Here is a 23,819-nt window from a genome sequence, read left to right as displayed (position 1 = left end):
GCCAGTGCGGACTCACCTCACTAATTTTTCACCGGTGACCGGTGCGGGGAGGGTAGGCTCGCCCGTGAGGAGGCCTTGCTGGACGAGGAAGCGGTCGGCGGCGATAAGTGTGATGTTTTGCCAGGGTGCGGTGTTGAAGAAGCTGTGGCCTTCACCTTCTGCGAGCCAGAGTTCCGTGGTGGTGTTGCCGAGGGATTTGAGTTTTTCATGGGCGGCATCCCAGCCTTTTTTCCAACCGTCTTGGGTACCGAAAAAGACGATGGCAGGCGCGAGGGAGGGTTTCAGGTGCTTGAGCACATTGACTTCATTGTCGGCGTTGTCTTCTTCCGAAAAGGCGGGATTGAACCACAGATACGCGACGACGCTGGTATCGAATTCTTTGGGGTCGGCGGGGTCATTGAGGCCGGGATTTAGCGTGGCCAGGGCGGAGATGTGGCCGCCTGCGGAGCCGCCGCCGGTGATGATGCGCTGCGGATCAATGCCGAGCTCTGGAGCCTTTTGCTTGAACCAGCGAATAGCGCTCTTGGCATCGACGATGCAGACGCGCTTGCGAGATTCATCTGGAGGAAGCCCGGCGGAATTGGCCTTGCTGGAGCGCTGGTATTCTGAGGTGGCGCAGACGAGGCCGCGACTGGCGAAGTATGCGCAGGCCATGCGAAATTGAGCGAGTGTGCCGCCGCCCCAACCACCTCCATGAAAGAGGATCAAGCCAGGCACTTTGGCTTTAGCGGGATCATGATCGGGAGGGAAAAAGATTTCCATCTGACGAGGCTCACCAGCGGAGGTCTTGTAGATGTAGGGTTTTCCTGATGCTGCCTCTGCCCCTGGAGGTTTAGAGTTTTTGGGTTTTTCCTTTTTGGATTTGGCAGCTTTGGTCTTGGCTTTCGGCTCAGCGGTTGTGTCAGCCGCTTGCAGGCATGCACAGGTGATGAGAGCGAGCAGAGAGGTGAGGAGGCGCTTCATGGGTGAAGAAATACTTTATGTTAGGCGCTAGGTGGTTGAGAAATCACTTTTGGTAATCTGCTCCGCTGAGGCTGTTGAGCACGCTTTGCTGCCATTGGCGGAGCTGGCCTTGAAGTTTTTTGGCGACGTCGGGTTTCTCACTGAGGAGGTTATTCTTCTCGGCGGGATCGGCCTGGAGATCGAAGAGCTCCTGGGATGAGGCACCTTTCTTTTTATCCTGGAGGACCAGCTTGTAGTGGCCGTCAATGATGGCGCGTGCGCCGAGGTAATCGGCATCGCTGAGGGCGGGGTGATGGAAGTTGGTGAAGTCACGGGTGGCTTTGCCGCCGGATTTTTTCGCGAGGGGAGTGGTGCCTTCTTGAAGAGCGGGGTCTATCCAGGGTTTGAGATCCAGACCTTTGAGACGTGCGGAGGGATAGTCCCAAAAGTAGAGAGGGGTAGGGCGGACGGTCATTTTTCCGTCTAGCAGGGGTGTGAGGTCAATGCCATCCAGCGGGCGGTCTGGAAGGGGCTGGCCGACCACCGCGCAGAGGGTGGGGAGCAGGTCGCTGGTGGTGGCGCGGACGGCGGTGGTGCGGGGCTGGGGAATGCGGGCAGGCCATTCGATGAGGCCGGGGACTAGCGTGCCGCCTTCATACACCTGGCCCTTCACGCCACGATGAGGAAAGCCGAGAGCGCCATCGGCGGAGGTGCCGTTGTCGCCACAGTAAAAGATCAGCGTGTCCTGGCGCAGGCCCTGGTCAGCGAGATGCTGGCGCAACTGGCCGATGGCACGGTCCATGGCGGTGATTTCAGCATACCTTTCACGCAGGACTTCTCCCTGGGGACGCTGGACCGGGCCGCCGGTTTCGTTGGAGGTGAGGCGGACTTTTTTCTTGTACTTCGCGGGCAGGTCATCGTAAAGGGCGAGGTCCGCAGGCAGGCCGCTGTAGGGCTCATGGGGGGAGCCGAACCAGACAACTGTGAAGAAGGGTTTGTCGGCTTTTCTACTGCGGTCGATAAAGCGGATGGCTTCATGGATGACGACTTCGGAGCTTTCACCTTGGATGACTTCGGGCGGGCCACCGTTGCGGGAGAGAGAAGGATTGAGCTCGAAGAAGTTGTCGTGCGAAACCCATTCGTGGAAGCCCATGGCACCGGGGCTAGTGGGGGACTCCGCTTTCACTGCGCCGACATGCCATTTGCCAAAGTGGCCGCAGCGGTAACCTGCTTTGCTGAGGACCTGAGCGACGGTGATCTCTTGAGGCCTCAATGACCAGCCTGGGGCAAAGGTGCCCATGCGGTTGGGATGACGGCCGGTGAGGAAACTGGCCCGTGTGGGTGAGCAGCTGGGATGCGCGGCATAGAAGCGGTCCATGCGCAGACCCGTGGCGGCCATCTCATCGAGCACCGGTGTTTTGACGTGAGGATGACCGTTATACCCGGTTTCCTCCCACCCGTGATCATCGCCCATGAGGAGGATGATGTTTGGCTGTGCGGCGGATGCTGTGGTGAGTGAAAAACCAAGGATGGTGAAGAGGAGTGAAACGAGATAATGTTTCATGATGTAGGAAGTTGATCGGTTAGGTGCCAAGGACGGGAACCAGCAGCAGGGCGATGGAGGAGGATCAAGCGAGGCCGACGTGGCGCAGGGCCTCGATGGGCGGGCCATCGAAGGTGGCCTGAGGGATGTTGCCGCGATAACCGATGTCCTTCATGCCTTCCGGGGTGGTGTAATAACCGCCGGCGGTGAGATCGCGGTAACGTTTGAAAAAGGAGGCGGCTTTTTTAAATTCGGGCTTCGGTTGAGCCTGGCTGATGTCATCGCAGATGGCGATGTGCTGGGCGGCTTGAAGATCGGCAAAGCTGGTCTTGAAGCGTTTTTGGGCTTCTGCTTCGATCCAGTCCAGACCTTCAAGAATAAGTGCGCGATCTGCTTTCTGGCCAGGGTATGGGGAGCTGACCCATTCATCCATGAAGGCGGGCACGCCGACGGTGGAGGCCGCTGGGGATGTTTCATCCGCAGGCATGATGACATCGCAAAGAGCGGTGGCGGTGCGGCGCTGGGATTCGGTAAAGGTGAGGGGCCAGACATCACCCGGCAGGTAAAATTTCACCATGCTGGGATCGGGACCGTAACCTTTGGCCGGGAGACGCGCGGAGGCGGTGGCTCCGGGTGTCTCCGCAGCGAGGGCGGAGTGATCACGAACAGTCAGTGTGGCTGCTGCCGTGAGCATCCACTGGATGGCAGTGCGGCGGTCCAGGAGCGGGGAAGGGGTGGGGGGGATCATATCAGATGTTTCCTTTCTTCAGCTCTTCCATGAGGTGATCTGCCATGCGCCAGGCGAGGGCCATGATCGTCAGCGTGGGATTTTTATCTGCGGTACTGGCGAAGGGTGCGCCATCGGCCATGAAGAGGTTTTTAACATCCCACGTCTGGCTCCATTGATTGGTCACTGAGCGGGATGGATCATCCCCCATGATGGCTCCGCCGACTTCATGAATGACGGAGCCGCCGGACCGGATGGCTTTGAGGGGATCGGTCTCCGGTGGTTTGGTGAATTTCCCACCCAGGGCGGTGAGGAGTTCGCCAATGCGCTTCTGCTGATGGCGTACCTGGTTGAGTTCATGATCCGTCCACTTCCAATGGAAGCGTAGCGCAGGGATGCCCCACTGGTCTTTGAGGTCGGGGTCGATTTCGCAAAAGGTGCCTTCGTTGGGCAGCATGGTGCCCTGGGCACCGAAGCCGAGACGGCAGCCATAATAACGGCGGGCATCTTCCTTGAGCTGGCGACCATAGGTGACGCCGCTGCGGCCCGCGAGGTTGTCAAACCCGTTGGCGACAGTCATGGAGGGCATCTGCCGTCCGCTGGTAAATTCCAAGTGATAGCCGCCGGGGAAGCCGAGCGCGCCTTTGCGGTTTTGTTCATGCTGGGTCCAGGGTACATAGGCATGCGGGCCACCTGCGCCGTCTTCATTGTGCAGGGGCATGCCTTCGAAGGCGGGCATGTGGGCGCTGAAGCTGCTGGAGACGGAATCCGTGATGTATTTGCCCACCTTGCCGCTGGAATTGGCCAGGCCCTGAGGGAAAAGGGAGGACTTGGAATTCAACAGGAGGCGGACGGATTCCTGGGAGCTGGCGGCTAGGACGACGGCGCGTCCGCTGACGTGGCCTTCCTTGCCGGTGGTTTTATCAATGTAGGTTATACCGGTGGCTTTGCCTTCCTTGTTAACGGTCACCTCCCGGGCCATGGCATTGGGCAGAATGTCGAGGTTTCCTGTCGCCAGGGCTGGCCGAAGGTGCACGGTTTGGGAATCGTAATTGGCGCGGATGGAGCAGCCGCGGTGGCAGTCGGTGGCCCAAAAACAGGGTGACCTGGAGCGCATGGAATCGGCCAGGATGCTTTGGGCTTTGGGATTGCCGGGATGAAGCTTGGCGGGTAGTTTTTCAGCATCCTGCGGCACGCTCATCACGGCACGATGGATAGACACGACCTTCATGTCGGCTTTGGGCGCGTGCTTTTGGGCATAGAGTTCCCCCACGCGCAGTTTCGGCGCAGGCATCAGGACACCAGGGGAGGAATCGGGTGAATTTTCCAACCCCTCGTTGCTGCCAAAAACACCGATGAGCATCTCCACCTTGTCATAATACGGGGCGACGTCGTCGTACGAGATGGGCCAGTCAAAGCCTGCCCCATATTGAGTGTAGGGCTTGAAGTCATACGGGCCGTTGCGCAGGGTGATGCGGCCCCAGTGGTTGGTGCGCCCGCCCATCATGCGCTGCCGCCACCAGCGAAACTGGTCCTCGGGCTTCTTGCCCGCGTTGGCATAGGGCTCGCCAGGGATGTCCCAGCCGCTGTTGATGGAGCAGTCGTGAAAGCCATACTGCTTGTCCGGGGTTTTCTCGCCACGTAAAGGGGCTTGGCTGGGGAGCTGAAACATGGCCACCTCCGTCAATGGATCAAACGAACGGCCCGCCTCCAGCATGAGGACTTTGACGCCTTCCATGGTGAGGGTATAGGCCGTCTGGCCACCGCCCGCTCCTGAGCCAACGATGATGACGTCGTAGGAATCCTGGGCCTGGGCGGAAGTGATAACGGGCATGAGTGACAGGGTAACGGCGAGAGCCGGAGATGTCTCTCAGGGTAATTGGGGTAAAACAGTTTACCGCGACTTCGGATAGGCCAAGTCTCTTAGGCGCTGGATTGGTGCAAAAGCATGCAATCAGGACTCCAAAAAAAGAGAAACTTATCTCTTAATCCGTTAAAAGCCAACACCTTAAAAGAGGTGGTGGCTCAGGACGGAATCGAACCGCCGACACGGGGATTTTCAATCCCCTGCTCTACCGACTGAGCTACTGAGCCATTCCCGCCGGTCTGGCGGGCCGCGATAGTGGCAAAGGGTGGGAGGGCATGCAACGGGTTTTTACATTTAACGCAAAATTTTGCCATATAACCCAGCTTGGGAAGGGTGGGGCGCACGTTTTATACGAGGGCAGTCAGTGAGAACAACTGAACAGCGCCTGTGTATAACTGACGGAATTTATCATAATTGAGAGTGCGAATCACACGAAACTGCAAAAGTTCGCAAATAAACGAACTCTCCACTTTAATTTTTTGTGCTGGAGAATAGTTTCAATAGATAATACTGGATAGCAGAAAAATTTGACCTGGTGACTCCTGTGGGAATCTCTGAAACGTCCATCCCCCCCTCAACTGCTGAAACACGACCTGCCCCGGTCCGTGGCAATCCTTTTGCTGCGGATGTCTGCCCGAGTCCGTTGGCTGTTGGCGAAGGGGCTTCCGTGGGCGGATTGAATGAGGATGTGCTGGATCAATTGCTAGAATCCGTGGAGACACGATCTGGGGCTCCGTTGATGCTGCTGACGGCCCCACGTGCGGGTTACGGAAAAACACATCTTTTGGGCCGTGTGGTGGCAGCCGCAGGCTCTGGAGTGGTGATGGTGCCTCTGGCTTTTCGCACCGGCGATGTACTAAATTTGACGACGGTGACTCGTCGCGGACTGGAGGCTTTAAGTCTGGCAGCGGGGGATACGGAGGACTGGTCCCGGCTGCGGGAGGCGTGTGCTGGGCTGGTGGCGCATCTTTTGCATGAGCTGATCAAAGAAGGCTTGGTCCCCAGTGCCAATCCTGAGCAGGCGCTGCGCGTGCTCACAGGCCCGGTGACGGATGTTTTTAACAAGGATGGTGCCGCGCACATGATCGGCGACTGGCTGCGCAAGCATGCGGGCGGTCTGCGCCCCATCCTGGCGCGGCGTGTGGCCCGGCAGGTGCCTGTGCGGGCGGATGTGGCAGATGCCTGGCTGGACGCCATGCTGGGCCAAGCTTTTGAAGGGGGAGCCGAAGGTGTGGCGGTGATGCAGGATCTGGCTGCAGCAGACCGTGAGACCGGTACGCCGACGTGGCTGCGAATGCTGTCTCTATGGCGTCCCGTGGTGCTCCTGGTGGATCATCTGGACGGGTATTATCGAAACCCGGATGCCGGGGTGACGATTGCTTCTCTGCTCATGGATATGGTGGATAGCCAGGGACTGCACGTGCTGCTGAGCCTGAACCAGGATGTGTGGCAGGCCACCTTCGGGCATCATCTGCCGAGTGCGCTGGAAGATCGTCTGACGGCCACGCAGGTGCTTTTAAGAGGGCTGCGTGAGACCGATGCTGCGGCTTTGATGCGGCTGCGGATGGATCGAGCCAAGATATCGAAGGAGGATCTGGTGGAGTTTGAGGCGTTTGTGGATGTGAAGCAATATTTCCTGGGCCGTCCCATCGGGTCGGTTTCGGCCCGTGTTTTTCTGCGGCATTGTGCCCGGCAGTGGGAGATTTTTCAAAACTCGGTGCCGCTTTCGGTTCCTGGGGAGCAGGCTGAAGTGCCCAGTGCTGGCATTAGTTTTCCTCCCTTGCCGGTGGAGCCTAGCTCGACCATTCCGCTGATGACGGAGACTTTGCCTCTGGAATCCGCCGACGAAGTACCGCCCATCTTTGATGAGACGACCTCCGCCGAAGTCCAGCAAATGGCTGAAAGCCTGGCTGAGCCTCAGGCAGCCCTTCCCCAGAATGATCCCCCGCCTCCGCCAGCGGCGAGCGATTGGCGGGCAACGACGGCTGAGGCCGGTGCCGGGACGCCGGTGCCCCCGGTGTCCCCATCCTCCGATGCGTTTGTGAAACTGCGTGAAATGCTGCATCACTTGAGGCAGCCTGGAGCGCGTAACCAGATGGCAGATGATGCGGCGGACATTCCTGCAGAGCGTCTGAATATCCCCTCCACCCCAGCCGCACCGCCTGCCGCCGCTCCTGCTAAACCTAAGACATCCCCCATTCCGGTGAGTCGCCCAGGGGATGCATTGCTGGGGCGGTTTGAGACGTTGCGCTTGCAAATGAAGGCCGAGGCTGAGAATCAACCTCTGGATTATGCCAAGCTGGGTGAGCTGATCCGGTTAGCAGGCCGCCGTTTCCCCCTGGTGCGTCTGGGGGAACATGAATTGTTGGGCATGACGGGTAGGCAGACGATGGTATGGTCCATCCAGGGGGTGGAATTGCTCTTTGGACTGGCACCCTTTACTGACACGGCTTACTGGCGTGTTCTGGCAGGTTTTGCTGCCGGACGTCTGGTGGATCTGGCGTCTGAGGCTGAGCGTGATGACACGCCTCCAGTGAAGCTGAAAGTGGTCACTTTTAAAGCTGATCGTGAACACGCCGCCTGGCAGGCGCTTTATTCAGGTGACACCATGCCTGATCCACTGAAGCCACATCTGGATGCCGTGCACCTGGATACCCACAGCGTGGCCGCTCTCTATGCCATGCAGCGGATCATCAAAGACGCTGAAACCGGAGCCGTCCAGGCTGAGCCGACTCAGGTGATGACGGTGCTGGCGCGGGAGCTGGATTTCTTCTGGAAACGGATCACGAGGGCGTGATGCGGGCAGGGTCGGAATAGCTCATCTTCTCAATGCCACAGTGACGACGAGTGCGAAAAATAGACCTACCGGCAGAGCGAAACTGACGAAGAGTAAAAGACCGTGGAGGAAATCGGCTTTGCGCGGAGCGGCCTTGCTCAGCACACTGTGCGCACGCGCCGGGCCGATGATTTGAGATAGGAGATCGGAGGTAACATCTGTGCCGCCACGGGCATTTTTCCAGAGGCAAAGGGGAGTGTAAAGAAGACCGAAAGGGAAGCCCCACCAGCCGAAAGTCATGGACACAAGACTGTAAAAACTTGCACGGCCGATTCCAGATTTCCACGATCTAAAATAACGTGTGGAAGTGGTGCGGCTGAATGACAGGATGATGATGGAGAAGCACCAATGATGCACGATAAAACGGCCTCCCTTCATGATGTCCTGCTCGATGTCACGCAGCATCATGCCTTCTGTGCCAGGGAATATTTTCCCTCCAGTTTGGAGGGGTCGATCAAGGTAGGCATTGAGTTCTTCCTGGGTCCATTTCACTTGGGCAGGTAGCTCGGGTGGTTGAGATGTGGATTGCATGCCTTGCTAGAATATTAACTAGATATGGGTAGAATATTATTGCTTGTAAACGAGGAAATGTCATTCAGTTCGTTGTCCTATGAAATTTACCGGATCACCTTCGAAAAGCAGCGGCTTTATCAATTTTGGATGTTTGGGCATGATCCTTTGCATTGCTTTGCTATGGGGAGGTGTCCAAGGCATTTACGTCGCACTGAAAAATCGTGAGCCGTTGAAGATGACCTTCAAGGAATACGCGGAAAAACGGCCTTCCGCTGAGTGGGTGAGCCTCTCGAAGGCTCAGTTAAACTTGGTCAATAGTGCCTATGTCACTTCCCGGTTTAATGACGAGACCAAAGAGGTTTACATCGCGGTTGAGGCCGTTGGTGACCGAGGTGAAAAACCAGCATTTGTTCTCCTGGCTTCGAAAGATAAAGCGCTGATTGATTTAATGACCAGCAACGCAGCTCAATTGAATGCACTCAAGTCTCCGGCTGAGATGACACCTGAATTGATGAACTCCCTATTTCCTGAGCGAGAAGTGAAGGGATTGGTGAAATTCGGCATTGATGCGACCAGCAAAGAACGGGAGAAGCTGACAAACCTAGACCTTTCCCTTGCCGATGATTTTATTATCATCAGCGATGGCGAGCAGCCAAAGCTGGGTGGTAGCGTGTTTTCACTCGCAATGGGCCTTTTATTGGGACTTTTTATGATCCGCCGGGCTTCCAAAGAAGCACCCACACCGCCGCCAGCAGTGAGACCGCCGGATCTGCCAGCGATCTCTTGAGCTAGGCACAAGTCAGATAAGACTGTTGGGTTTACTTGCCGGGCTCGATCATTTTTAGCACGGGTTTGTCGCCGCCTTGGGCCTGCCACCAGGCCTCAATGGCGGGGATGTCGAAGAGGCGGAACTTACGACCAACGCGATTTTCAAAAGTGATCTGGGCCTGTTTGGCCACGTCCAGGGTGGGATCGTCTTTGAGGGTTTTGAGAAGGAGGCTGTTGGTCTCGGCCTCGGTGCTGGAGCGCAGGAGATAGGCGGCGCGGAGGCGGGTTTCCCACGGTTGTTTTTGATCCTGCAACAAGCCATGAAGCTGACCGGGGGTGAGGTCTGCCTCACGGGTGACGGGGGTATCCTTGAAGAGTTCTCGCACTGGCAGGGTATAGCCAGGATCAATGCCGATGCCCATGTCGTAATAGGCTTGAACACGCTTAAATTCGGCCTGGGCGGCGTGAATGAGGTGTTTCATTGCAGGGTCCATCATGGCATCCACGAGGGCCTGGAGGGATTCCCGGCTGCCTGTGGCGATGGCCTTGTCCGCATAGGAAGTCAGGCGGTTGCGTTCCTTGATGAGGATCAGCTCTCCTGTAGCCGGGGTGACACTGGGCAGCATGGCGGCGATCTGGGATGCATCGGCATTGGAGATGCGTGGAGCATCCCCTGTGGGGGCATAGGAGGACTGCTGGATGACCAGGGCCATGCGGTCGGCCATTTCCTGGAGGCGATTTTGGGTGCGGGCGCGTTCTTCATCCTGAGCATCCAGTTGACGCTGAAGAGCGGCGATCTGGGCATTGGCGCGTTCCAGTGAATTTTTTAACGCGCCGGTGTTTTCACCCGTGCCGGATTCAGAACGTCCGATTTTTGCGTTGGTCACCTGCCTGCTCACATACGTGGTGCCCCATGCCAGGGCTGCCGCTAGGAGGCCGAGCTGAAAAAACGCCAGGACAATGATGGGTGCCCATGACGTGCCGACGGGGCGGCTGGCCTCCGGCTTGATGGTGCGGCCACCAGTGACGAGTACGCGGGAATGCGTGGCGACAGTTTCAGGGGCGGGTGATGCGTCTTGAAGAAGGGGCTTCCGCGCCGGGGTGGAGGGGGGATGATCGGCCATGTGAAAAGAATTAAGCGCAATCTCAAATAAATTCCAGCCTATGAACGTGGACAGGTGTCAGACGATGTGGCAGGCATGTGTTCTGCCTGATGTTTTGTGCTCATGAGTGAAGCTCCCCCACTGTCTCCAGCCCCTAATTCACGCATCAACCAGATCGTGTGGGGCAGTGCGGGGTTGATGGTACTGCTGCTGGCGCTCATCTGGCCTTATCAGCACTGGGAATTTGAGGGAAGGTCCAGCATCATCATGGGGATCGTGCATAAGGCGGAGAGAGATTCTGAGTGGTATTATTGTTTATTTGTTCCAAAAATCGTGGCTTTGCTTATCTGGCGAATGCGGAAGGACCTGAAGCGGCTGCCTTTGCATGGCTCCTGGCTGGGCGTACCCATCCTGCTGGTGGGGATGTTCTTTTACTGGGCTGGGTATAAGGTGGATACGGGTTACCCTGGATTTGTGGCTATCCAGTTAGTGACGCTCGGGCTCATCCTGCTGCTGGGGGGATGGCACTGGATGAAATGGCTCATTTTCCCTTGGATCTTCCTGGTTTTTCTATGGCCGATGATTCCTTTGGAAACCCGTCTGGCTTTTCCATTGCGCATCCTGACGGCGAAGTTCTCCGCAGGGTTTCTGAATTTGGTGGGCATGGATGTCATTCGTGACGGGACAGGCCTGCATTCCGCTGCCGATGCCGCCCGTGGGCTGGAGCAGGGCGCGCTTTTCAAGCTGGATGTGGAAGAGCCTTGTAGCGGCATCCGGTCTCTGTTTTCCCTGATGATGATCAGCGCGCTCTATGGCTGGCTGGCGCTGAAGGCATGGGGGCCGCGCATACTCCTGTTTGCCAGCGCGATTCCGCTGGCGGTGCTGGGGAACATTGTACGCATGATTTTACTGACCCTGGGCAGCCGGTGGTTCGGCGTGGAATTCGCCGTGGGGCGAAACATTGAAGGGGAGCAGGAAATGAGTACCTTTCACACGCTGGCTGGCTTTGTGGTATTCGGCGTGGCCCTGGCGGGGATGTTCGTCATCGCCACCGCATTGGAAAAATGGCATGCCAAGCGCAAGCTGAATTCCGCACCCGCAGCCCCCACGAAAAAGGTGCTGCCTAAAAGCCCGTGGTTGCCGCTGGGAGTGGCTGTAGGCATCTGCGGGGCTGGGCTGGTCCTGTGTGCGGCGACGGACATCACTTATCGGGTAGGTGAGCCGCCGGTAAGCCTGGCACTGCCTGAGCGAATGGGAAATTTTGATAGCCAGGACATGCCCATGCTTGCAAAAGAGCGACAGGTTCTGAATGAGGGGGTGCAGATTGGTCGCCGTTTCTATTTTACCAAGGAGCGTGCAGTGCTGGCTTCGGTCGTTCTCAGTGGGGCGGAGAAACGTTCCCTGCATGAGCCGCAGGTCTGTCTGCCCGGCCAGGGCTGGGTGATCAGCGGCCAAAGCTTTATCGAGATAGATGGTGGTCTTTCGAGGCCTGTTCAGGCGACCCTGCTGCGGATGCATCGGGATGTGCAATCCGCCACTGGACAAGTCGTTCGCACCCGCGCGCTGAATGTTTACTGGTATCAGGGCTCGGAGGGTGTAACCGCCCCGTCTTATGACGCTCATGTGGTCACTTCATACAAGGATGCTTTGATTCGCGGTCGGGACCACCGCTGGGCATTGCTGTCGTTTTTTGCACCGATGCAGGATACGCCGATGGCCCAGATGGATCCTTTCGCGGAACTGAATGTGCTGGAAGACATGAAGACATTCATCCGCGAATTTGTCCCCCCTTTGATACTCAAAGAGGGGGAGGCTAAATAAAAGATGGTTAGGCGCTGGCGAGGGATTGTCCGGCCGCTGTCTTCCATGTGCCTTCAGTGGCTGAAGCCTGCCTGACATAAGCCAGGCCTATAAATGTTTGTTTCACCGGATGCCAGGCGGCGCTGGTGACACGACCGATTTCCTTGCCCTCTTCATTCACGATGGATTCACCGGCAGTAATGGCGGATTCGCTGGTCCACGCAATGAGCTGGCGTGGCATCTTGCCGGTGGTCTTGATGCGCGAAAGGATCTCCTGACCGAGGTAGCAGCCTTTGGTGAAACTCATGGAGGAGTTCTCCAAGCCAGCCTCCTGGGGGAAAGCCTCTGCATTCAGCTCATTCGGATAGGCCGGGATTTTTTGCAGGATGCGTAGCGTCTCCACCTCCGTCTGCGGCAGGGTGGAAAGGCTGGGAAACTCTGCACTGGCAGGTAGCCAGACGTCCGTCCCAGCGAGGCCAAAGCGTAAATCATTGGCCAGGGAATGGCCACCTTCGGGCAGTTGCTGGCTGCCTAGGATGTGCCAGAGACGCCATTCATCGCTGATGTCTTCGAGGATGGCATCATCCGCAATGATGTAACGCTCCAGGCGCATGCCCAGGCTTTCACGCAGGCTGGCATCTGCATCGATCAGCAGGCTTTCACCATCCGGCGTAGCGTGGATGAAGACATCCGCCTCGATCTTTCCCTTGAGGTTGGTCACGCATGCATAGAGGGCCGTGGTGGATTTTGCAGTGCGCACGTCATTGGTCACCTGACCATTCAGGTACCGCACGCGATCCGCGCCGGACAGACGCCACTTGGCGCGGGTGGAGAGGTCCACACAGATGCCGAGTGAGGTGACGGTTTTATAGAGTTCGGCAGTCATGAATTTAGGAAGCGATTTTGCCGATCACGGAGAAATCGAGATCGCCCTGGCCATGGGATACGCCTGTGCGCATGGCCTCGGCGGTGCAATCCAGGGCAGGGGTAGGGAGTCCGCCCTCGGCTGCCAGGGCGCGTGCGAAGTCCGCGTCCTTCAACATGTTGCGCAGGGAGAAGTGCGCTTCGAAATCGTCCTTGATGATGCTGGGCAGCTTCATGCCGATGAGGCCGGAGTAGTTCGCATTGTTCTCTAGGGCAGTCAGCAGATGGGGGAGGGGAATGCCCTGGCTTTGGGTGATGGCAGCGGCTTCAGCCAAGGCTTTCACCGTGATGGCGGTGACGAGGTTGGTAACAATTTTCAGCACCATCGCATCGCCGATTTCACCCAGTGGCAGGATCTTGGTGGATGAGACTTCCAGGATGGGGCGCACACGTTCCAGGACTTCAGAAGACCCACCGATGTAATAGACCAGTTTGGCGTTTTGTGCGGCCATCTTGCTGCCGGTAAAGGGTGCATCCAGGAAACCAGCACCGCTTTCTGTACAGAGCGCGGCAGCCTCCAGCGTGGCGGCTTTGCTGACGGTGGCATGATTGATGATGACGTGATCTGGAGTCAGCGCAGGCTGCATGTCACGGATGGTCTTCAGCAGGGCCTCGCTATCGCGGACAAAGATCTGAATGACCTTTGCCGCCCCGGCCACAGCACGTGGGGACGGCTGGGCACCGGGGACGTCACGGGCGGTATGGCTCCAGACGTGAACGCTGTGACCTGCTTGACGCAAATTTTCAGCCACCCGGCTGCCGATGATGCCCAGGCCGAGGATGCCGATGGAAGAAGGTTGACTCATAAAATGTCCACGATGCTCCGCCGGGTTGACGGAGACTGCAAGTGCGGGGTGTGGGGATCAAAAGAACTGGTGTCCTCATGCCGATGTTGAGAATGCTTGTGACCCCGGCAGTTCTCGGTTAGGTCATGCCTTGTGCTGGGAAAATTAAACCATGAAGAGTGGATGGATCTGCTCGAACGCATCGCTGGAGCGCTGGAAAAAGATGGTGCGCCTATCCGGCTTTGTTTGATTGGATCCGTTGCCTGTGTCTTTGGTGGGATGATGGGCAGAACATCCAGAGATCTGGATGTATGGAGACCCGCCAGTGACTACGATAGATTGGAATTACGCAGGGCTGTCGAGGCGGCTGGCATGTTATTTGATCCGAAATCCAGTTTGGAGCCAGGGCGGCCTTATTTACAAATTGTAGATCCTGGTCCTACCCAAGTGGGTGAATTTGAACCTGTATTGATGGAGCGCATGGGAAGACTGGAAATCTACCGCCCGCCCATTGAACATCTGATTGCTTCAAAATTGGTTCGCGGGGACGCGCGCGACATCGAAGACGTGGTATTTTTGGCAGGCAAACATCAGCCGGAAATAGAAACTATCCGAGACGTAGTCGAAACGTTTTCACAGCCCGCCAAGCAACAGGCACTGGAAAACCTCGTCTATCTGGATATCATTCAGCCATGAGCGCTAGAGAAGAAGAACTTATCGCCCGCGAAATGCTGGAGCATCCAGAGCTTCTGGGAATCAGGCTCAAGGAGAAACGCTGGGCAGAGGTTGCTGCCCTTGTGCGGTATGCCCAGCGCGACGTGCCGAAAGAACTCGCCGTGACAGATCCCGCTCTTTATCGCACATTGCGTGAGCAAGTTACCCGCTTTTTTCTCCGTGGTGGCGGTGCACTGAACCTGCAAAAACTTGAGCAGCTTGCGGCTACTTGAGTTTTATCAAGTCGGTTCGTCTATGAGCTTCATTCCTGGGAAGGCGGCATTGAGGAATGAAGCTGCGGCAGACTTTTAGAAATCCCTCATCCCAGCGCTACCTCAAGCGTCTCGCTGTTGTCTTTCACCGCGCTGAGGCCTTCCAGCATCTTGAATTTGCCGGTTTCTGGATCGCTGATGCGCAGGCTGTATGGGCCTTCCGTGAAGACGTGAGGCTGAAAGTCGGCGGAGGCGAGGCGTAGGGCGTAAACGAGCTCGCCAGCGGCATCCATGACTTCCACCAGGGGCTTGGCCGTGCCATTGATGCTCAGCTTCGGTAGATGCACCAGGGCCTTACGGGCATACTGGTCAAGCTGGCTGGTGACAACGGGCCAGGTATCAAACTGGGGCGCACCGGGCTGGCCAAAATCAGTGCCAAAAGGCCAGCATTCGCAGGTGATAGTACGATCCTTTTTGTTAAACCGGACCATCCCAAAACCGGAGGCTTTGTCGATGCTGATGCCCATGGCGTCCTTGCGCGGTTCGAGGATGCCGTTCTTCACCGCCAGCACCGTCATTGGATGCCCGAAGTGGTCGGTAAAGTCACCCGTCAGTCCCTGGCCGGGCTTGAGTTTGTGGATCTTTTCAGTGGGTTCCCACCAGCGCTGGTAGCCCACGTTGACGGCGGGTCCGGCGAAGCCGACTCCTGCATCACGATGCTCATCAATGCCGTAATGGACCAGGGCAGGCAGGTGCTGGTCTCCCGCCACATGGAAGGCGAAGGATTTACGGATGGCCTTCAAGGCGGCATTGCGGGCGGCCTGGGGCCAGCCGTTCTGGTCATAGTCGATGCGCAGCACCTCACGTTCGGTACCATGGGTGGTAGCCATGCCGGTGAAGATGGTCTGTGACAGCACCGCTTTCATCTCTGCGTCCTTCCAGTCCCGCGCCCATTCCTCCAGGAACTGAAGCTGCTTAGCCCCCAGCAGTTCCAGCCCGGCGATGTCAGCAGTCTTGGGATCGAAGTCGGGATTGATGACGTGGTCCGCGCGGCTGTCGGTGGCGGGCACATTGTTTTCCGGTGCGGATTTAAACTGGCGGTCGGCCAGGATGGCGAAGCTGATGCCGCCATAGGTCATGGCACCGTAATAATTGCTGATGCCCTGCTCGCTCGGCTCGGGATCGTATGCAGCGGGATGGTGGGAGGTCTGCGTGCGATGCACGACATTCACCCACTCTGGATTCATCTGATAGCCCCCTGCCTCCTGACTCTGACCTTGCGGCGCACCATTCATGCCCCAGAGATTACCTTGATAGACATCATGGTCATCCGGCAGGGAGATGCTGGGACGGTCCTTGGTCAGCTCTCGCCAGGTCCAGCCGTGAAAATACCACTTCCGCAGGTAGTCGAGAATGGCTGGCTCCAGAGGATCACGCTGCACGCCATAACTGGCAGTGCTTTCATAAAACTGGTCACCCACAAAAGCCATGAGATCTGGATTGAGCTTTGCCACACTGGCCACATACGGCGCATTCGGAAAACAGGTGTGAATGTTGCAAGAGATGTCCGCCACGCTGAATTCCACTTGGGCGCTCGGATTGGCACGCACGGTGCCTTCGTAATGGTGGACGGCCTCGCTGCTTTTGGATTTGAGGGTATAAGCAAGGCGGTAAGGGATGTCCTGGTCATCTTGCCAGCCGGGCATTTCAAAAGTGGCCGTGCGAGCCTGCGGATGGATGGGAGCTTTCGCCACCGCTTTCCAGTCCGATCCATTGGCTTTGACCTCCATGTTGACTTCCTGGATATCTGCCATGCCCAGCGGCGGCATCTGCACGCTCATTTTCATCACGCGATTGCTGAGTGTGTAATGATTAAACAGGATCGGCCCAAAACGGTGCGCCTCATTCGCGATGACTTTGCTGCCCTGAATGGACCAGTGGCTGAACCAAAACTCGCCGAGACCTGGACCTTCGGGGCGTGCCTTTTTCTTGGCGGCAGCGCGCGGACCGGCTTCAGGACCGAAGTTGCAGCCGATGGCCAGATTACCGATGAGCTGGAGAGGACGGATATCCGTACGTTTGAGCTCGCCCAATGTTTGACCGCCTGCGGCATCTTTCACGGTCAGTGTGAGTGCGTAGCTGGACCCCGCTGGTTCCACTTTCAGATCCAGGTCCACCGCTTCCACTGCACCTAGGGTGACGGCATCTTTCTCCGCCTGGCGCGAATCACCAAAGAAGAGTCCGCCTGCCGCAGTGAAACCCACATCCCATCCGCTGCTGAAAGCCAGGTTGTTGCGGTAATCGCGCAGCTCCGGGTGATCGCGAAGAGTACCCAGAATGCCGATTTTGAATCCGGCGCTGCCTTTGCCATTGCCTGCCAGGGAACCCCCACCGACGCGGCCAATGCGGACGCTCATGTGCAGGTCGCCGCTATGATCGCCTAGCTCACGGGTGAGGACATGGACATTGCGGTTGGGCTTGGCGGCGATGCATTCGGCGCGGCCATCTTTCACCTGCCAGTCCTGCATGGGATTCACCCAAAAATCCGCTCCCAGCCACACACGATCCAGGTCCTCTTCCCAACGGCTGATGAAGGCCGACGCAGCAGTGGCCTGCTGACCTTTTAAATGAGGTGCCAGCAATGCCCCGGCGGTGAGGATGGCGGAGTCAGCGAGCAGTTTTCTGCGGGAGAGGGTGGGGGATGGCATGCGCGTGTGAAACGGGGGCAGCAGACCTCTCTTTCAGCCGAGGGCCACGCTCTCACACGGAGAATCCCACACTGAGTGCTTTCTTTATTCTTGGTCCCGCGTTTCTGTCCAGGCAACCTTGCACCCGGCGGCTTCGTTCGTTTAATGCCGTCTCTTTTTCCACATGATCTCCTGGTTTGCCCGCAACCACGTCGCCGCCAATCTCCTCATGATCGGGGCGATGATTGCTGGCGTGTGGACTCTCCTTTCTGACCGCATCCCACTGGAAGTCTTTCCAGACATGCCCTCCCGGATGATCTCAGTCACGGTGCCCTACCCGGCCTCAGCACCGGAAGAGGTGGAGGAAAGCATCGTGCTGAAGATTGAGGAGGCCATCCAGCAGGTGGGCAGCATCAAGCACATCAATTCCACGGCCTCCTCCAGCGGCGGCACCGTCGTCATTGAAGTGGAGGAAGGCAAAGATCCCCGGGAGGTGTTGGATGACATCAAAATCCGTGTCGATGCCATTCCTAACCTGCCTGAACTGGCGGAAAAACCGACCATCCAGCTCGATGATAACTTTCACTCCGTGATCACCGTGGCCGTCGCCGCAGACATGGCTGAGGCAGATTTACGCAGGTTAGGTGAGCAAATCCGGGATGAAATCTCGGCCCTACCGGGCATCACCCATGCAGGCCTTTCTGGCGTGCGGCCTTATGAGATCGGCATCGAGATCCCAGAATCCACCTTGCGCAAATACGGCCTGAATCTGGAGCGCGTCAGCCAGGCCATTCGCAGCAGTGCACTGGACCTGCCAGCAGGCGTGGTTCAGACGGAGGCGGGAGATGTTTCCATTCGCACACGCGGTCGTGCTTATACCGGCGAGGACTATGCCAATGTGGTCATCCTTACCCGGCCTGACGGCACCAAGCTGACGCTGGGGGAGATTGCCATGATCCAGGACGGCTTTAACGAAAATCCGCTCTTGGCCCGGCTGAATGGCAAACGCTGTGTGGTGGTCAATGTGATGCGTGAGGGAGGCCAAAACGCCATCCGCATTGCTGAATCGGTCAAAGAATACATCGCTACGGCGCAACAACGAATGCCTGACGGTGTGCAGATCGAATTTTGGAATGACCGCTCCAAAATCGTCAAAGGCCGCATCAGTTTGTTGATTCAAAATGCGCAGAGCAGCCTCATCCTGGTATTCATTTGTGTGGGCCTTTTCCTCCGCCTGGATGCTGTGTTTTGGGTCGCGGTGGGTATGGTGGCCAGCTTCCTCGGAGCCATTGCTTTGATGCCGTTTTTTGATATCGCTATCAATCTATCTTCCCTCTTTGGATTCATCCTCGTTCTGGGGATTGTCGTGGATGATGCCATCGTGATATCCGAGCATGTGGATACTTTGCGGCAGCGCGGCATGTCCCCCCTGGATGCCGCCATACAGGGCACCAAGGAAATGGCCATTCCCATCACTTTCGGGGTGCTCACCACCGTCATCGCGTTCCTGCCCATGGCCTTTGGCGCGAGCGACTTCCTGATGATGTTCAAGCCCATCGCCATTGTTTTCATCCTGGTGATGCTCATCGCTCTGGTGGAGACTAAAATTGTCCTGCCCTCGCATCTGGCGCATCCTGTTCCAGGGCTTAGCGGTGCATCGGATATCCTGGGGCCTGTACACCGTTTTTCGGAGCGGAACCTGCGCAAGTTTGTGGACTATGTGTACCGTCCCGCCCTGCGTTGGTGTGTGTATCATCGCTATACGGCCTTGGCGGGCTGCTTCGGTGGATTGATCGTCCTTTGCGGCTTCTTTTTCAGTGGGCGCATTCTCTGGATCTTTTTTCCCCGTGTGCAGAGTGAGCGCATCGAGGCCAAGCTGACCATGCTGGACGGCACGCCCTTTGAGGTCACGGATGCTCACATCCAGCGCATGTATGAAATCGCCGAGCAGATGCGCAAAGAATACGTCGGCCCGGATGGCAAGCCCGTCATCCGCGCCATTCTGGCCACCACGGGCACCACTCGTCTGACCTGGGGCAGCGGCGGCAGCACCGGCAGCTCTCATGTGGGGGAGATCAACATGGAAACTTATGGCCCCGAGGAGCGCAGTCTGAAGGTCAATACCGTGGACATGGCGGCCGACTGGCGGGAGCGCATCGGCACCATCGTTGGGGCTGAGGAACTGAACTTTCGCGCGGAGATCATCCGCAGTGGTGACCCTGTGGACATCCAGTTGACCGGCACGGATCCCGATGAACTTCTGGACATCTCCGACCAGATCAAAGCGCATCTGGCCACTTACTCAGGCGTCTTTGACATCACCGATTCCCTGGACAGCGGGCGCAATGAAATCCAGCTTCGTTTGAAACCCGAGGCACAGTCCTTCGGCGTGACCGTCAGCGATCTCGCCCGGCAAGTGCGCCAGGCCTTTTATGGCGATGAAGTCCAGCGTATCCAGCGTGGGCGCAATGAGGTGAAGGTGATGCTGCGTTATCCTAAAGAGGATCGTAAAAGCCTGGCCACCCTGGAGACCATGCGGGTGCGGACCGCGTCTGGCCTGGAGATCCCTTTCTCACGTGTGGCGGAGGCCAAGGTTGGGAAAAGCTTCACCAACATCAAACGTGTGGACCGCCGCCGGGCGATGAACATCACCGCCGATGTGAACAAATCCACGACAGACCCTGCCAAGGTTCGTGCCGATGCGGAGGTCTTTGTCCGCCAGTTGATGGCCACCCATCCGCATATCCAGTGGAGCTTTGAGGGGGAGGCGCGGGCCCAGCGTGAAGGGGCAGATGCGGGTAAGTGGGCCTTGGCGATCATTTTGTTAGGCATGTATGCGATGATGGCCATTCCTTTCAAGAGCTACACCCAGCCCTTCATCGTCATGCTTGTGGTGCCCTTCGGCATCGTTGGGGCCGTGCTTGGCCATCTGTTCCATGACATGCCGGTCAGCAGCATGAGCGTCTGCGGCATGCTGGCGGTGACCGGGGTGATCGTGAATGATACCCTGGTGCTCGTGGACCGCATCAACCAGCTCCGGGAAGAAACAGGGGACCTCAAATACGCCGTGCAGGAAGGTGGCCGCAGCCGCTTCCGCGCCATCTTCCTCACCCAGATCACCACCTTTGTCGGCCTCATGCCGCTGATGTTTGAGTTCGGCAGCCTGATTGAGAATTCACCTCCTGGCATCAGCCACATGCTGGTGTGGATCTTTGGTGACAACCGTGCTGCCCAGGCCACCAGCGCCCAGTTCCTTACTCCGGTCTCGGTTTCCATGGGCTACGGCAGTTTGTTCGCCACCGTCATCACCCTTTTCCTCGTGCCACTGTGTTATCTGGCCGTGGATGATTTGGGCAAGCTGCTCAACCGCCTCCTGGGACGTAAGCCGCAGCCAATGCCAGTGAATGCGGAGGCCGCCGCCATCTGAGAAAAGTAGCCTGCACAGTCCCCTGTGCAGGCTACTTTTCGGAGATGAGCTTTCGGTTATCCCTTCGCTCCCACCTTCACGTTGCCACAGCAGGTATTCTCCAGGCTTCAACCCTGCTTTCCCAGGGTTTTCAGCGATATACTGCCGCAGTTTTTGAAAAGAGGCTTCATTTCTGACCAAATGATCAAAGCTTTCATTTTGCCAAAACCGTCCAGACAGGCCGATGCACTCATTGATCTTGAGCGCCGTCCACTTTTTCCATGACTTCACCTGCTGCAACATGGTCGCCCTGGCAATTCCTCCAACGATGACATGCACATGGTTAGGCATGATCACAAAGTCTCCCAAAGTATAACGGGATGAATCGAAATGCATCAAGGAGCTCGCTACAATCCCGGCAACTTCCGGGCGGCGAAGAACACAACTGCCATGACCAGCATCAAGTTCATGTTCCAGGCTGCGTGTGAAGCGTTTGAACTCCTGGCGGACGGTGGTCGGCAGATCTTCCATTCGTACCCGCCAATCAGGAAAACTGGGATCAATGCTGTGCTGCAACAACCAGTCATCACGCTCTGCACACCAGCGCTGCCAAACGGCGGCGGGTATGGAATCAGCCATTCGCCAAGTGATAAAATACGTGGCCCCTTCCTGGTCCCAGTGTGGCAGATTACCCTGCGTAACGGACACCTTGGCGAGCGGGCTGAAGAATTGAAAACTCATGCAACAGCGCCGACTTACCCAAACTCCATGCGAGGGCAAGTCTTGATCTGCCCACAAAAAGTAGCCTGCACAGTCCCCTGTGCAGACAGCACCGCGAAGCCCCCAAGCTCCTCCAATCCCACGTAGCCTGTCTTATCCCACCCAGACCTATGCTTTTTGCCTCCGCCCCGCTCTCTGCACAGAGGACTGTGCAGGCTACTTTATCCCACAGACCGCCAGACTTTTTCCAGCTCCATGCTATAACGTTCGCATCCTTCATGCCCGATCCGTCCACGTCTGTCGAAGCCCCAGCCAAGCCCTGGTGCCTCTATGTGCTGCGCTGTCGGGACGGCAGTCTGTATTGTGGGATCACCAATGACCTGTACCGGCGGCTGGAGATGCACCGGGAAGGGAAGGGGGCCAAATACACACGAGGCCGGGGGCCGCTGTGGCTGCTCGGCTCCTGGTGCCATGCAGACATGTCTGCGGCGCTGAAGGCGGAGCGGGTCTTCAAAGCGCTCGGCCGTGTGCAAAAAGAAAAATGGCTGGAGGCGAACCTCCAGCCATCCTAAAAAGCAGTGTTGGGAGCCAGCTTACTTCACGTGACCGGAGATGAGCTTCGTCATCTCAAACATGGTCACCTGGGCTTTGCCACCGAAGACCTTCTTCAGCGCTTCGTCAGCGTTGATCAGCGTCTTCTTCTTTTCGTCCTGCAGGCCCTTGGCCTTGATGTAATCCCACACCTTCTTGGTGAGCTCACCACGGGAGAGGGGTGTGGACCCGACGACAGCCGCCAGAACCTCATCCGGCTGGACGGGTTTCATCAGGGCTGGATTCGGTTTGCGAGGTGTTTTGGTAGGTTCGGTTTTAGCCATTTACCTTTTTCGCAGACGCCGCCGGATAAGTCAATCCCCCTGATTAGGGGTATTTTACCAAGGAACGGAGGCGGCAGAAGCACAAAAATCTGGGTGAATCAGTGAGGTTTTCGCTCCAAATGCGTTAAGCTCAGTCTGCGTTCATCCTGGCGGTGTCCCGTCTCATTTTCGTCCTATGCCCCTTTTTTCTGCCCAAAAAGCCAGTTTTTTACTGGTTCTCACCGCAAGTTTTCACGCGGCAGGATTGCAGGGTCAGGCTCCCCGGCCGGAAATCATCTCCCCTCAGGTGAAGTCCGCCGTGGACAAGGGACTCACCTGGCTGCTGAAGCAGCAGCAGCCTTCCGGTTATTTTTCTGAGCAAAAGACCGATAAAAAACCTCAGCGGGGGGACATGCCCAGCCACAGCGGTGCCATGACCGCCCTGGCCATCATGGGGCTGGCCTCCGTCGGCCATCTCCCTGGGGACCCCACTCCTGAAGGGCAGGCTGCACAGAAAGCGCTCCGTTACATCGTGGACAATGTGCAGCCCGATGAAAACGGCTACCTGGGGCGCAGTGACCGCAGCCGCATGTACGGGCACGGCATCATGACCCTCATGCTGACCGAAATGCTCGGCATGTCCCCGGATGAAGAGACGGATAAAAAAGTGCGCTCCATGACTGAAAAGGCCATCAAGCTGATCATTCGTGCCCAGCAGGTGCCTAAAAGTGAAGCCAATCGGGGCGGCTGGCGTTATGAACCAGCCAGCAGTGACAGTGACATCAGCGTCAGCGTCTGGCAGCTCATGTCCCTGCGTGCGGCGAAGAACAGCGGCATCGAGGTGCCCAAGGAGGCCATTGATAATGGCATCGCCTATATCAAACGCAGCTATCGGGGGGAGCGGGACAGCAACGGCAACCTGAAGCAACTCGAGGCAGCCTTCAGTTACGAGCCTTACGGGGGACGCCAGACTTTCTCAACCACCTCAGCCGGTCTGCTGTCCCTTCAGGTTGCCGGTCAGTATGATGCTCCAGAGGTGCTAGGCTCCTCCAACTGGTTGCTGAAATTCCCGCCGGAGGTCAATGAACCCTGGTTTTACTACGGGTGCTATTATTACGCCCAGGGCATGTATCAGCGGGGCGGCGACCACGCAGCCACGGCCCGCCAGAAGACCGAGCAGATGCTCGTCGGTGCCCAGAGTGCCGAAGGCTCCTGGCACCCCAAGAATGGCAACGAAAAAAGTGCGGGTCCTGTTTACGCCACCTCGCTGGCGCTGCTGAGCCTGAGTGTGTACCACCACTTTCTGCCCATTTATCAAAAATGACGGTCCGTATGGGCCTGAATGGTGGCATCGACTTTGCTGCTGAGGACAGCTTTTACCGTCTTCACCATTGTTTTAACCGTAAGTTAGGCCGTTA

General features: G+C 57.4%; 19 protein-coding genes and 1 tRNA gene. 9 read left to right on the top strand and 11 right to left on the bottom strand.

Translation table 11 applies throughout. The annotated features are described in order from the left end of the window. Positions 1–12: 12 nt before the first annotated feature. The 5 genes from EI77_RS01135 to EI77_RS01115 all read right to left on the bottom strand — a co-directional run bounded on the left by EI77_RS01135 (position 13) and on the right by EI77_RS01115 (position 5,306). Positions 13–963 carry an alpha/beta hydrolase gene (locus tag EI77_RS01135; RefSeq protein ID WP_133792919.1) on the bottom strand — a complete coding sequence of 317 codons (951 nt, stop codon included), beginning with the start codon at positions 961–963 and terminating at the stop codon, positions 13–15. A gap of 43 nt (positions 964–1,006) precedes the next feature. Beyond that, positions 1,007–2,506 carry a sulfatase family protein gene (locus EI77_RS01130; protein WP_133792918.1) on the bottom strand — a complete coding sequence of 500 codons (1,500 nt, stop codon included), beginning with the start codon at positions 2,504–2,506 and terminating at the stop codon, positions 1,007–1,009. 64 nt (positions 2,507–2,570) lie between these two features. Beyond that, positions 2,571–3,233, bottom strand: coding sequence for a gluconate 2-dehydrogenase subunit 3 family protein (locus EI77_RS01125; protein ID WP_208300232.1), 663 nt, complete (start codon positions 3,231–3,233; stop codon positions 2,571–2,573). Between the two features lies 1 nt (position 3,234). Next, on the bottom strand, positions 3,235–5,046 hold the full coding sequence (locus EI77_RS01120) for a GMC family oxidoreductase (protein WP_133792917.1): 1,812 nt from the start codon (positions 5,044–5,046) through the stop codon (positions 3,235–3,237). 184 nt (positions 5,047–5,230) lie between these two features. Continuing rightward, positions 5,231–5,306, bottom strand: a tRNA-Phe gene (locus EI77_RS01115). A gap of 317 nt (positions 5,307–5,623) precedes the next feature. On the opposite strand from EI77_RS01115, the gene EI77_RS01110 reads away from it, so the two are divergent. After that, positions 5,624–7,876 carry a hypothetical protein gene (locus EI77_RS01110; RefSeq protein WP_133792916.1) on the top strand — a complete coding sequence of 751 codons (2,253 nt, stop codon included), beginning with the start codon at positions 5,624–5,626 and terminating at the stop codon, positions 7,874–7,876. Positions 7,877–7,897: 21 nt separating this feature from the next. Here the strand turns inward: EI77_RS01110 and EI77_RS01105 are convergent, their stop codons facing one another. Further along, positions 7,898–8,446 carry a hypothetical protein gene (locus EI77_RS01105; protein WP_133792915.1) on the bottom strand — a complete coding sequence of 183 codons (549 nt, stop codon included), beginning with the start codon at positions 8,444–8,446 and terminating at the stop codon, positions 7,898–7,900. A 217-nt stretch (positions 8,447–8,663) separates the two neighbouring features. Between EI77_RS01105 and EI77_RS01100 the strand changes: the two genes are divergently transcribed. Further along, on the top strand, positions 8,664–9,215 hold the full coding sequence (locus EI77_RS01100) for a hypothetical protein (RefSeq protein WP_133792914.1): 552 nt from the start codon (positions 8,664–8,666) through the stop codon (positions 9,213–9,215). Positions 9,216–9,246: 31 nt separating this feature from the next. On the opposite strand, the gene EI77_RS01095 is transcribed toward EI77_RS01100, so the two are convergent. Next, on the bottom strand, positions 9,247–10,320 hold the full coding sequence (locus EI77_RS01095) for a hypothetical protein (protein ID WP_133792913.1): 1,074 nt from the start codon (positions 10,318–10,320) through the stop codon (positions 9,247–9,249). Between the two features lie 102 nt (positions 10,321–10,422). Between EI77_RS01095 and EI77_RS01090 the strand changes: the two genes are divergently transcribed. Then, positions 10,423–12,120, top strand: coding sequence for an exosortase/archaeosortase family protein (locus EI77_RS01090; protein WP_133792912.1), 1,698 nt, complete (start codon positions 10,423–10,425; stop codon positions 12,118–12,120). Between the two features lie 7 nt (positions 12,121–12,127). On the opposite strand, the gene ygfZ is transcribed toward EI77_RS01090, so the two are convergent. Together ygfZ and EI77_RS01080 are read right to left on the bottom strand one after the other, a co-directional pair. Further along, positions 12,128–12,985, bottom strand: coding sequence for a CAF17-like 4Fe-4S cluster assembly/insertion protein YgfZ (gene ygfZ / locus EI77_RS01085; protein WP_133792911.1), 858 nt, complete (start codon positions 12,983–12,985; stop codon positions 12,128–12,130). Positions 12,986–12,989: 4 nt separating this feature from the next. Then, the gene (locus EI77_RS01080) at positions 12,990–13,829 is read right to left on the bottom strand and encodes an NAD(P)-dependent oxidoreductase (protein ID WP_133792910.1); all 840 of its coding nucleotides are present in this window, start codon (positions 13,827–13,829) and stop codon (positions 12,990–12,992) included. Between the two features lie 162 nt (positions 13,830–13,991). On the opposite strand from EI77_RS01080, the gene EI77_RS01075 reads away from it, so the two are divergent. Together EI77_RS01075 and EI77_RS01070 are read left to right on the top strand one after the other, a co-directional pair. Then, complete coding sequence (locus EI77_RS01075; RefSeq protein ID WP_133792909.1) at positions 13,992–14,504, top strand: hypothetical protein; 513 nt, start codon at positions 13,992–13,994, stop codon at positions 14,502–14,504. Beyond that, complete coding sequence (locus tag EI77_RS01070) at positions 14,501–14,755, top strand: hypothetical protein (RefSeq protein ID WP_133792908.1); 255 nt, start codon at positions 14,501–14,503, stop codon at positions 14,753–14,755. The genes EI77_RS01075 and EI77_RS01070 overlap by 4 nt, the downstream gene beginning before the upstream one ends. Positions 14,756–14,841: 86 nt before the next feature. Here the strand turns inward: EI77_RS01070 and EI77_RS01065 are convergent, their stop codons facing one another. Further along, positions 14,842–17,442 (bottom strand): alkaline phosphatase D family protein, encoded by a 2,601-nt coding sequence (locus EI77_RS01065; RefSeq protein ID WP_133792907.1) that lies wholly within the window; start codon positions 17,440–17,442, stop codon positions 14,842–14,844. A gap of 163 nt (positions 17,443–17,605) precedes the next feature. Here EI77_RS01065 and EI77_RS01060 point away from each other — a divergent pair, with 163 nt between their 5' ends. The 3 genes from EI77_RS01060 to EI77_RS01050 all read left to right on the top strand — a co-directional run bounded on the left by EI77_RS01060 (position 17,606) and on the right by EI77_RS01050 (position 22,119). Further along, positions 17,606–20,848: an efflux RND transporter permease subunit gene (locus tag EI77_RS01060; protein WP_133792906.1), complete on the top strand. Its 3,243-nt coding sequence runs from the start codon at positions 17,606–17,608 to the stop codon at positions 20,846–20,848. Positions 20,849–21,217: 369 nt separating this feature from the next. Continuing rightward, on the top strand, positions 21,218–21,694 hold the full coding sequence (locus EI77_RS23210; protein ID WP_166646920.1) for a hypothetical protein: 477 nt from the start codon (positions 21,218–21,220) through the stop codon (positions 21,692–21,694). Positions 21,695–21,825: 131 nt separating this feature from the next. Then, a complete protein-coding gene (locus EI77_RS01050; protein WP_133792904.1) occupies positions 21,826–22,119 on the top strand; it encodes a GIY-YIG nuclease family protein in 294 nt (97 codons plus the stop codon). 21 nt (positions 22,120–22,140) lie between these two features. Here the strand turns inward: EI77_RS01050 and EI77_RS01045 are convergent, their stop codons facing one another. Further along, positions 22,141–22,422 carry an SWIB/MDM2 domain-containing protein gene (locus EI77_RS01045; RefSeq protein ID WP_133792903.1) on the bottom strand — a complete coding sequence of 94 codons (282 nt, stop codon included), beginning with the start codon at positions 22,420–22,422 and terminating at the stop codon, positions 22,141–22,143. Between the two features lie 175 nt (positions 22,423–22,597). On the opposite strand from EI77_RS01045, the gene EI77_RS01040 reads away from it, so the two are divergent. Continuing rightward, on the top strand, positions 22,598–23,725 hold the full coding sequence (locus EI77_RS01040) for a prenyltransferase/squalene oxidase repeat-containing protein (RefSeq protein WP_133792902.1): 1,128 nt from the start codon (positions 22,598–22,600) through the stop codon (positions 23,723–23,725). Positions 23,726–23,819 lie beyond the last annotated feature (94 nt).

The sequence above is a fragment of the Prosthecobacter fusiformis genome (genome assembly GCF_004364345.1).
Lineage (GTDB): Bacteria > Verrucomicrobiota > Verrucomicrobiia > Verrucomicrobiales > Verrucomicrobiaceae > Prosthecobacter > Prosthecobacter fusiformis.
The sequence above is the reverse complement of the archived record's forward strand: the minus strand, read 5'-3'. Positions and strand labels throughout refer to the sequence as shown.